Annotated in this window: 6 protein-coding genes and 1 pseudogene; 5 read left to right on the top strand and 2 right to left on the bottom strand. The window is 38.6% G+C overall.

What is annotated here, in order from left to right; all coding sequences use genetic code 11:
• Positions 1-1,291 (bottom strand): annotated as a pseudogene (locus IQ246_RS08855) (linolenate 9R-lipoxygenase); the annotation flags it as partial.
• Positions 1,292-1,872: 581 nt separating this feature from the next.
• On the opposite strand from IQ246_RS08855, the gene IQ246_RS08850 reads away from it, so the two are divergent.
• The 5 genes from IQ246_RS08850 to IQ246_RS08830 all read left to right on the top strand — a co-directional run bounded on the left by IQ246_RS08850 (position 1,873) and on the right by IQ246_RS08830 (position 10,145).
• Positions 1,873-2,460, top strand: coding sequence for an Hpt domain-containing protein (locus IQ246_RS08850; RefSeq protein WP_194002101.1), 588 nt, complete (start codon positions 1,873-1,875; stop codon positions 2,458-2,460).
• A 16-nt stretch (positions 2,461-2,476) separates the two neighbouring features.
• Positions 2,477-2,623: a hypothetical protein gene (locus IQ246_RS08845; protein WP_194002099.1), complete on the top strand. Its 147-nt coding sequence runs from the start codon at positions 2,477-2,479 to the stop codon at positions 2,621-2,623.
• A gap of 716 nt (positions 2,624-3,339) precedes the next feature.
• The gene (locus tag IQ246_RS08840; protein WP_194002097.1) at positions 3,340-5,814 is read left to right on the top strand and encodes a filamentous hemagglutinin N-terminal domain-containing protein; all 2,475 of its coding nucleotides are present in this window, start codon (positions 3,340-3,342) and stop codon (positions 5,812-5,814) included.
• Between the two features lie 102 nt (positions 5,815-5,916).
• A complete protein-coding gene (locus IQ246_RS08835; protein ID WP_194002095.1) occupies positions 5,917-7,659 on the top strand; it encodes a ShlB/FhaC/HecB family hemolysin secretion/activation protein in 1,743 nt (580 codons plus the stop codon).
• Positions 7,614-10,145, top strand: coding sequence for a CHAT domain-containing protein (locus IQ246_RS08830; protein ID WP_194002093.1), 2,532 nt, complete (start codon positions 7,614-7,616; stop codon positions 10,143-10,145). The genes IQ246_RS08835 and IQ246_RS08830 overlap by 46 nt, the downstream gene beginning before the upstream one ends.
• A gap of 293 nt (positions 10,146-10,438) precedes the next feature.
• Here IQ246_RS08830 and IQ246_RS08825 read toward each other — a convergent pair whose 3' ends face one another.
• On the bottom strand, positions 10,439-11,452 hold the full coding sequence (locus tag IQ246_RS08825) for a M48 family metallopeptidase (protein ID WP_194002091.1): 1,014 nt from the start codon (positions 11,450-11,452) through the stop codon (positions 10,439-10,441).
• Between the last annotated feature and the right edge of the window lie 9 nt (positions 11,453-11,461).

Raw genomic sequence — 11,461 nt, 5'->3', positions numbered from 1 at the left:
CACCTGGATTGTACCCATTGAGCCGACGTTCTAAAAAGTAGCTGTCAGGAATATCGGTGGGATCAGTACTGCCAACTGCCAAATCCAAAGCTGTAGTAGGCATGGCTGAAACAAGTGCTTCAATCTTGTCGTGCTCACCGTCTGAAGGGTATGAATTATCTGTAAGAAAATTATATTTCTCTAATAGAAAAAGGAATCTTTTAGAAGGAATTTCAGTCACTGGGAGAGGGAAATAATCTGGTTTTCCAGGCAAATCATCCTTACTTCCATACAAATACTGAGTGCGTTCAGCACGAACAATGGAGCCAAAATAATGAACTAAGGCACCAGACACTCCCAGTGATGCAAAATCATCTACACTATATGAATCGGGAAGTTTTAAATCATAATGAGTATTGCCTGGATTGTAGGCAATTTCTTGATAATAATCATTTTCAGATTCATCTTGATTAAGCACTATGGCTGCTATATCGAGCCAAGGGTAGGTGTTTGGATCCCATGGATTACTGCAATCTACGGCCACATCCTCAATCGATCTGAATTGGGCTTGCAAGACGTACTCCACAATGTTTCCGTCAGCTAATCGTTGGCGAAACTCATTTCTCAGATAATTTTTTTCGCGAGTATCGCCCCGTTTTCTGGGTAATACCAGTCTAGGACCTATTTCAACATTGTCATCTAATAAACCGCCTTCCGTGCTTTGATTAGGATTTAAAAGGCGAAAGCGGGCATAACGGGATTTCTTTTTGGAATCCACCCATTCATAACAAAGCTGTGTGTGGTAGTACAATTCAGTAAACGAATCTGGATTGCGTAAGGCTGCCTCCACTGCATACCTTCTTAAACTGCCACTGGCAAGCATGTCACTTTTTTGATGAAAATCTGAACCAAAAAATTGATGATACAATCGGGCTGTTGGGAGTCCGAAAACTTCACCAGTATTGAGTACAAGATCCAGTAGTCGGGGCTTACTTAGGTCATCACCTATATTTCCAATTCTAATAGCTGAGCCACGACCGTTTATAAGAGCGTCATCTTTTGCACCACCCACAATATTTGCATGACGAAAAATAACATCATATTTTTTACCTGGTGTGAATAGCGAATGAGAGGGGACATCACTGCTATGCAATACCGTTAAGTTCCCTTTGACTATAATTCCGTCGGTATGCGTTCCACGGCCTCTTACTGCAAGACCTGCTGCAGAGAACATGGCTTGCAACTCAAGCATGATTTTTTGAGATTCTGAATCCAATAAATTTAACAACTTCAAGTAAGTATTCAAATCCATGATCTAATCCTCCAATAGGTTGACCTTATCCAATGCGATGTAAATTCAATTCAACTCAACTACTAATCATCAAAAGTGGCTCCTTCAAATCTGAATTGGCGGTACAACCCCCGCTTAATCCCGCCACTAGAGGCAAACTAAGCCTCAAATCTATTCAGATGGTTAAATGGTATTCCTGTCCCGATCTCGTTTGATTAATATTGGTGAAAGATTGAGTGATTTAATAATTAATATTTTTTCACAAGCCAAGTATTGTTTTATTTTCTACCCATCTGGCAACATAAATTTGCTAAAGTTAAACCCTGATGAAATATTTGTAGACTTATCGGGGTGTAGTACAAGATTTATGCAAGTTCGGAAATAATTTTGAATAAAATAACGTAAAAACCTGCAAAATAGTCTGAAAACCCTTGCTGTATATAAACTTTAGCGTTGTTGAGACGAAGGTGGGGTAAAGACAAGATATGTGCAAAATTTAACGTGACATAAAGGTTTGGAGTTTTGCACTCCTGACTAGTCTATTAGCATTGCAGTCCGCTACAATCCCCGCCTAAAATATTGATATCAGCTTCGATATCGCCATGCCTAATCAGCAGTCCCAACAACCCCCAAGCCTTATGATCCGCGTCCCCACTGTCTTGGTGACAGTAGTACGGGAACTTGCTAGGTTGCATCGCAATGGACGCACAAAGGATGTTCTTAATGGCTTACAGCAGTTGATATCGGACATCGATAACACAGTTCATACTAAAGCTGAAGTTGAAACTAATATAAAAATTAATGAGCTAATACAGCGCATCTCACAATTAGAATTACAACTTCAACACAGTGATGCTACAGATTTGCAGCAACAAAACCAAACCTTGAGCGTTCGCGTAGAAAAATTGGAAGATGCATACAACAGGATGGACACATACCTTAAAAACAATGCATCTGCATCTAAACGACAATCTCAACCATCTCGCCAGTATCATCATCAGCCAACAAGAGCAAAAGCTCGAAGCTATGATGAACAAGGTTTAGCCAAAAGGTTAAAAGTAGATGTAGCTACCCTGCGCCAAAAATCTAGAGACTATGTGGAATTTACCCTCTGGTGTCGCAAAACAGACCCCAGCGGACTGGCTTGGGAGTTAAACCAAGCAGATGGACTGTATTATTTACTTCAGTAAGACAGTACTTGGAATCGTGATTTTCGCCCTACTGGTTTGGCTTAATGAAGGTACTTTGGAGTTGAGTGGTAATCCTATTCAAGGTTGGAAAACTTTCCTCATCTTTATAATCAGTGGCACGATTACTGGAGGTGTCACAGGCAAAGTTTTGGATCTCTTATGAAAGATGCACTCTATTACTAATTTGCTTAAAAGCGCGTGACGATACCTTCAAATATTTTAACGATCAGAATTTAACCTTATATAAATCTGCGTAACTTTTTCAATCGATATTAAAAGTTTTTACTAAGATTAATTTATTATGATTTTTATAGAGAAAATACAATCTATGAGGTATAGCTGCTACATATAGCTCTGATATCGATAATAAAAAAATGGACTTGAAAGTATTTTGATCCGTTGTTTACTAGGTAGTATTTGGTGCGGGAAAGAGCTATTTTGAACTTAAATTTAAATCCATCAAAGCTAGTAATATCAGACTGTTTAGCCTACTAAGCTCAACTTTCAATACATCTGATGGGTTTTCCAAATCGCCTTAGTTCTTAGAAACTAAAATGCTTATTGTCAAGCTAATATTCATTAAAAAAAATGGTATTTTTTTTACTTACAAAAGTATTGAATATGCTGCTTATTGCTGTATACTATCAGTGTTTTGTGATTATAAGGAGCGCTACTCACTATCAGCAACAATAAGCAATCCACAAAAAATGAATCTATAAACGTAACAGATACCCAAATACAGAGATGGGAGACTTTTCCCGAAATCATACTGCCATAAAACTGGCACGAAACTTTGAGTATGTATAGCTCACAGTGATAATTGAAGCTAACCAAATTAGCCTAAATCTCAAAGATTTAAAAACTTCGCACGAGGTCTTGATGAAAAGCAAATACCAGACTATTCTCAGTAAAGCTGTAGCATCAGGGCTTATTTCTCTTTCAGCTATTTTACCATCTCAAGCTCAAATTAAGCCAGACATGACTTTACCAACTAACACCAGCGTCAAAGTCGAAGGAAGCATTACAACTATTGAAGGTGGAACTCCAATAGGTCAAAACTTATTTCACAGCTTAGATGCATTTTCTGTTGTTACTGGAAGTACGACTCAGTTCAACAATGCTTTAAACGTTGAAAACATTATCACTAGAGTTACCGGAGGCTCAGCTTCTATTATTGATGGGTTAATTAAAGCTAATGGCACGGCTAACTTAATTTTACTCAATCCCAGCGGAATTAACTTTGGACAAAATGCAGGGATTGATATTGGTGGCTCGTTTTTAGCAAGTACTGCTGATGCCATTGAGTTTGGTGAAAACTTGGAGTTCAATGCTATAAACCCTCAAGCACCACCACTATTGGCAATCAATTTTCCAATCGGCTTGAAGTTTAGGAATCCAAATCCGATTAATGTGCAGGGCAGAGGTGATGGTTTAACTGCTCCAAGCTCAAGAAATACACCAATCATTAGGAACAGTAACTCAACTGGTCTATTAGTACAGACAGGTAAAAATCTAGCTTTGGTAGGCGGTGGTGTCAACATAGAAGGTGGAACGTTGGTAGCAGAGGGAGGAACAATTTCTATAGGCAGTGTTAGCTCTGGTACTGTTAGTCTTAATCAAACTGATCAAGGCTGGACTTTGGGTTATGAAGAAGTGCCTTCTTTTAATGATATTTATTTCTCTAAGCAAGCGTTAATCGATACCAGTGGAAATGCTGGCGGCTCTATTAATATACAGGGGAGGAACGTATCCTTAAATGAGGGAGCAGCAATTCTAATTCAAAATCAAAATTCACCTTCGGGTAGGATTACAGTTAAATCTGATGAGTCATTTAATTTAAGCGGCATATCTCCAGATGGAAGATTTACTAGTTTCTTGAGAACCGAGTCATTAGGTTCTGCAAATGGAGGAAATATAGACGTTTATGGTAAAGACTTAGTGAGTGAAGGAGGAGCAGCTATAAGCTCTAGAAATTACAGTAGTGGTAATGGAGGGGATATAACTGTAAATGCTTTTAATTCTATAAAATTGATTGGCTTTTCATCTTTAAATCCTCTTTTCACTAGTAGCATTGTTAGTACTACTACCTCAAATACTTTTGCAAAAGCCGGAGACATCAGAGTCTCGACAATCAATTTAGAGGCTAAAAATGGAGGATTAATATCCTCTCAAACATTAGGGAATGGGGCTGGAGGAAATGTGTTTTTAACTGCTTCTAATTCAATAGAGTTAACTAATTCTATTGAATTAATTAATTCAGGGAGACCTTTTATTCCTAGCTACTTAGCCTCTCAAACTTTTAGTGAGGGGAACGCTGGAAATTTAACAATCAATACATCAAGAATGTTAGTAGGGAAGCGGGCATTTGCTAATACTTCCACATTAGGTATTGGTTCTGCTGGAGTCCTCACTATCAATGCTAACAATGTAAAAGTAAGCGGCTCAATCGGCTCATCTGCTACTAGAGCTAATACAGACGCTCAAAGAATATTTGGTGCTCCCCCCATACCGAGTGGCTCTCCAGGAAAAGTAATAATCAATACTCAAGATTTGAATGTGACAGATGGTGGAAAAGTTAGCGTCGAAAATGAGGGTAAAAGCAATGCTGGGACGCTTACAATTAATGCAGGAAACTCCATCCTGTTAGACGAAAAAAGTTCTATTGCAGCATCCACTGCTTCCGGCGAAGGCGGCAACCTTTCGCTATATGCACAGAATAATTTGCAACTAAAAGATTCCAGTATTATTACTGCTACTGCAAGTGGCAATGGTAACGGCGGTAACATAAAATTTGACGGTGGTGTATTAGCCATATTAGAAAACAGCAAGATTGCAGCCAATGCAGAGGAAGGACAGGGCGGCAATGTGGAAATCAATGCTAGAGGAGTCTTTATTGCTCCTGGAAGTGAAGTGACAGCAACCTCTGACAGAGGAGTTAATGGTAGAGTTTTGATTAATGCACCAAAAATTGGTTACACCAAAGAAATAATAGCTCTATCGGCAATTCAATCACCCGAACTTGCTCAAAATTGCACTGCACGGTTAGGAGAAGCAACAGAGTTTGTGGATGCAAGAACAGGAGTTATTCCAACTAGCCCAATTGAAGACCTCAGCAGTTTTTCTGGTTGGATTGATGAGTCCACCCCTGCTTCAACTTCCCAATCTCAGGAGGTTATAGAATCAACTGAGAATGATTTATCATCCCAACTTGTTGAGGTGCAAGAAGTAATAAATAATGGTGACGGGACGATAAGTTTTACAAAAAGACCCACTGATGAAGTTGGATATACATCTGGAACAGAAGCTCTTTGCCACCGCCCTGAAGAATCTCAAAAACCAGATGAGCAGCAATAAAAGATATCAAACAAAAACATCAGTTTAGACTGTTTTCACTGAAAAAATCTTTAGATTTTGAGAAAATTGCTTCAGCTTGTACCATCATAAACCTTTGGGGTTATGCCAAAATTCAAATATTTAAATAATGCTTATGGAGCAATTGTTTTTCTAATTATTTTGAGCTTAACAGTTAAGCCTGTGTTAGCGCAAACAGTCAATCCAGATCAAATTCCTACACCAATTCCAATAATACGAGAACCTCAAGAAGTTCTACCACCTTTACCTTCGAGTGGAAAACAAACACTAGAGCCTGCTTCTATTAAATCTCCTAATGAAATCCCTGATTCAAATCAAGTAACTTTTAAAGTTGACCGATTTGTTTTCAAAGGTAATACAGTTTTAACCACACAACAACTAGAGGCAGTAGTTGCACCTTTTACAGGAAAAGAAATCACTCTAACTGAGTTGTACGCTGCTCGGAGTGCAGTCACAGACTTATATTTAGAACAAGGGTACGTTACTTCTGGTGCTTTCATCCCAATTAATGAAAATCAAGCAATTAATGCGAATGGAGCAGTAATCACTATTCAGGTAGTCGAAGGAAAACTGGAGAAAATTAACATTACAGGTGGCTCACACCTGCAAAACTACGTTCTTTCACGCTTACCAAGCCAAAATGAAGTTGTTAATAGCAATCGTGTAACTGAAGCTTTGTTACTGTTGCAGCAAGATCCTTTAATTGAGACGATTTCGGCAGAATTAAATAAAAGCTCTCAAATCAGTAAAACTGTCCTAAACATTTTAGTAAAGCAGCGAGAGCCATTCAAGGCGGAAGCTTTTTTAGATAACCATCGTTCACCTGCTGTTGGTAGCTTTCAACGTGGAATTCAATTAAATCATGCCAACCTATTAGGACTGGGTGATAGCTTGAGTGTCGGATATCGAAATACTGATGGAAGTAGCACTATTGCAACCAGCTATTCTATCCCCATCAATCCACAAAATGGGACTTTACAGTTTGACTACGTAAATGCTTCGACCAATATTATTGAACGCCCATTTAGTAGTTTAGATCTTATTTCTAATGCTCGTGCTTACCAGTTTACTTATCGTCAACCATTAATCAGAAAAGCTGACAACAAATCCTACCAAGAATTTGCTTTGGGATTGACGTTTTCCCGGCTCGAAAGTGATTCATCAATTGATGGCACTCCATACCCGTTGACTAAAGGAGCAGATTCAACAGGGCGTACACGAATTTCTGCTATGAGATTTTTCCAGGATTGGACGCAACGTTACCTTAAAGGAGCTTTCTTATTACGCTCTGAGTTTAGTTGGGGCATTGATGCGTTTGATGCAACTATCAATAATTCTGCTCCTGATGGTCAATTTTTATCCTGGCAAGGTCAAGCTGCGTGGTTGCGGCAGCTATCTAGCAATGTAGTTTTACTGGCAAGGGCAGAAATACAATTGGCTGACAGACGCCTTGCCGCATTAGAGCAATTTAGCTTAGGCGGTGCAACTACTATACGTGGCTACCGTGAAGATACCTTTGTAGCTGACAATGCAGCTCTTATTTCTGCGGAATTACGTATAAGAGCTTGGACAGGAGAAGAGGGAGAAATACACGTAATACCATTTATTGGATTAGGGACTGCTTGGAACAATGGTAAATCTGATGAATTAAACCCAGATTTTACAGGCACTTTAGCTTCTGTGGGATTAGGCTTGCAGTACCAGTCAAGCGATCGCTTTAATGCTCGGCTCGACTGGGGACTTCCTTTAATTTCAGTTGATACAAATACGAACTCTCGAACATGGCAAGAAAACGGCGTTTATTTATCTATTACTTATCGAATTTGAAATACTTAGGCTTAGGACTATCTTTGAGCTTGCTGATAATTTTGTGTCAGGGGGAAGCAAAATCTCAGTCTACTCCCTCGGAACATTCTTATGCACAAAGCCTTACTCAACAAGGATACAAGCAACTCCATCAAGGACAAACTGAAGCAGCCCAACAAACTTGGCAAGCAGCTTACAAAGCTTACAAACGATTAAACGACTCTAATGGAATGAGCGGTAGCTTGATTAATCAAAGCTTGGCATTTCAGGCTAGTGGTATGTACCCTCAAGCTTGCCAGGTTCTCATTGAAGCTTTGGAAATGAAAAATTGGCTTTGTACTAATTCATTTCAAGAAAGACAATACTCTTTAAAAGAATCCCAAGAGCGGCTGAGCCTTGCTTTACAAAAGCAACCGATGCTAAAAGTGCGAGTAATCGGACTTCGCAATTTAGGTGATGTGTTACGAATGCTTGGGGATTTAGAAGCCTCTTCAGTTGTCTTGTCAAAGTCTTCTATAATGGCTAGAAAACTGAGTTTAGAATCAAGTTTTAATAATCAATTATTATTAAGTCAGGCGAATACGCAACGCACTCTTTATAATCAAGCTAAGAGTCGATATCAGATAATGGACGACCCTGAAGGCAAACAAAAAGTTTTCATAATAGCTAGATCTAACATTAATTCAGCTTTCGAGCAATATCAAAACCTGAGAGATATCCCGGTATTGCCACAATTATATCAATTAAGTCTGTTACTAGAAATTGAGAAATGGCCCGAGCTAACAAATATAGATATTGAAACTAGAAGGCAACTTCTTAAAATATTGGTAAAACAATTATTGACAACACCGAATCAGTTTGAGAAACTTCCACTAATTGAATCTATTTACGCTCAGCTTAATTTTGCAGAAAATTTAACACAAATTAGCAAAAACAGTGAGTTAAAGCAATCTGTTTTCTCTAATGGCGAAAATCCATTGAAAGCAGCATTGTTCTTTGCTCAACAGTCCCGCTCATTGGCTCAGCAGCTAGATAATGAACGAGCAGAATCTTATGCTTCAGGAACTGTTGGCAACATTTATAGCTCTTTAGGACAAGAACTCGAGTCTAGAAAATATTTAAAACAAGCGATGGGGCTAGCCCAATCAGTACAAGCTTGGGACATTGCTTACAAGTGGCAATGGCAATTAGGGCGCTTATATCAGCGCACTAATGATTTTGATAAGGCAACGCAAGCATATAAAGCAACTATCAGTACTCTTGACAAAGTTCGAGGTAGTATTTTAACAATTAATCCAGAAATTCAATGGGAGTTTAAAGAGAAAGTTGAACCTGTTTATCAAGAGTATATGGAGTTAAATCTATCTCAAAATAACCCCAACTTAGAAGAGGTAATCAAAACTCAAGAAAAGCTCAAAATCGCTGAATTAGAAACTTTTTTACAATGCGGCAGACTAACATCAGTTTCTTTAATTGATAGTCCCAAAGTAGCTAACTTACCACCGATAATATATTTAATTAAATTAAAAAACCGAGCCGAAGCAATTGTTCGGACTTCGCAAGGTTCTCTTTATCGACATACTATAGATTTCCAACTACTTAACAATAGTATTGATAGTTTAATTTCTGGCGCTCAAAATAAGGAGCTTACTGGAATTAAACAATCTAATCTAATTATTTACCCTCAAACTATTTATAATCTAGTATTTGCGCCTATCAAAAAGCATTTACCTGATTCGGGGAATTTAGTATTGGTGCTAGATACTTACTTTCAAAATCTACCTGTTTCTATGCTGTACGATGGGGAAAATTATCTAGTAAAGCATTACAACATTTCAATAGCTTCAAGTTCCAATTTTTGGCCAAGCCGAGCTTTAAATCCAAAAAATATTAGAGCATTAATTGCAGGTGTTTCTGAGATAGGGCCTAGTTTCAATAATTCGTTAGTTCCTCAAAGTTTCAAAGCTCTCCCTGAAGTTAAAAAGGAAGTCACAAGCATTAAAACAAAAACTGCTGCCGGGTCAGAACTACTACTCAATGCCCAATTTACCACTGACGATTTTCAACGAAAGATGCAAGAGAATCAACTTGTAGTTGTTCATCTTAGTACTCACGGTCAATTTAGCTCTGACCCAGAAAAAACTTTTGTCTTGGCTTGGGACGTTCCTGTTACTGTTAAAGAACTAAAATTTTTATTAAAAACTGAACGTTCTGGAATTGATCTACTTGTCCTAAGTGCTTGCCAAACAGCGAAAGGAGATCGGCGCTCGGCATTAGGAATTGCTGGGATAGCAGCACAGGCAGGTGCGCGTAGTACAGTTGCTAGCCTATGGTTAGTAGAAGCAGAATCTACCACTTTACTGATGGAAGAATTATACAGAGGCTTGAGAAATGGTCTACCTAAAGCCGAAGCACTGCGCTTTGCACAATTAAAGCTGATGTCTAATCCTAAATATGAGCATCCTTACTTTTGGGCCGGATTTGTTCTGGTTGGTGACTGGCTTTGAAGCGACTATCGGTGGAAGCATAAGTTGCTTCCATTTATGGATCAGTTATCGTCCATTTGTGAGAGGTTAAGACAAAATACTTTTTGTCAATTAGTAACTTTGCTGAAAATTTGCTGGAATATTGAGTATTAAATAAAACTCAATGTTTGTTTTGAATGCAAAAACGAATGATGCTTTTAAATATGAGGCGATCGCACGCCCAAAAACTCTGTTGATTAGCCCCATTTTCAGCATAATTTTAAGTACTACTGCTTATTGACAAAATGTTCATCACCTTAACCTCTCACTTATGGTTATCGTCCCACTGACAGCGACAATTCTAGTCCTGCTTGCGCTTTAGCTAATTCATTTAAATCCCCTCTAAGCTTCGCATATTGCATTGCTATCCTATATTTAGGGCTTGCCAATTGAGGCAAGCCTACATCTAGATAGCGATCTCCTAGTGCTCGATAAATAGTAGGATTTTGAGTTCTTGCTTGAATTCGCTCTTTCAAAACCTCAATTGCTTCAGTTAACAAGTCGTTTGCTTTATATAGATTCTCCAGGTCTACAGCTAAATTATCTGGAGATAAATTCAGACTTTGAATGCGCTCAATGATAGCTTTTGCCTGCTGCGCTTTGTCCGCGTGCATTATCATCAGGATAGAGGATTTGCCAATAAATTCTTGTTCCGTCATTTTAGCAAGTACATTTACTTCGTAGATAATTCCAGATTGCATAGCTGGTTCATCTTTGGGGTAAGGCAGTGAAGTTGAATTAACTTCCTTTGACCACTCGACTCCTGTACCTTTAATTTGTACTATATAGCCGATAGCATTCCGAACAGGAGTCCAAGATAGTGTAGGACGGGTATTTAAGATTAAAGGACTATAAGGAGTAATTAGTATTGGTGTATTTTCATACTCCTCTGGCCCCTTGGTATCGAAGCAATTGAATCTATTTTCACGAATACAAAACTGAGCTTGGTTATTAGAGGTCTGTGAGCATTGTTCATTAATAGCACCACCGGAAAGTTGTAAAATATTTCCGTTTGCATAACAAAAAACCTCTACTGTAGCTCCATTAGCTGGTTGCAGTTGATCTTCTTTGCTGCAAACTTCGCTCCCTGCTGCCAAGCGAATATCACCGCTAATAATACGAGCTACAACCTCACATTTAGGGACTAGCAAATTGCCTCTTGCTACTGGCGGCCTCTGACCCCATGCACTACTAAAGTTTGAAAAAATTAGTATTGATACAATTGCTGCAATTTGGAGTTGAAAGACTTTTCTTTCTCCTTGGGCTGTTGACTTTGGTACAATCAGCATTATATTTAT

Source organism: aff. Roholtiella sp. LEGE 12411 (assembly GCF_015206995.1).
In the GTDB taxonomy this organism is placed as follows: domain Bacteria; phylum Cyanobacteriota; class Cyanobacteriia; order Cyanobacteriales; family Nostocaceae; genus Komarekiella.
This window is presented reverse-complemented; position numbering and strand designations above follow the sequence as displayed.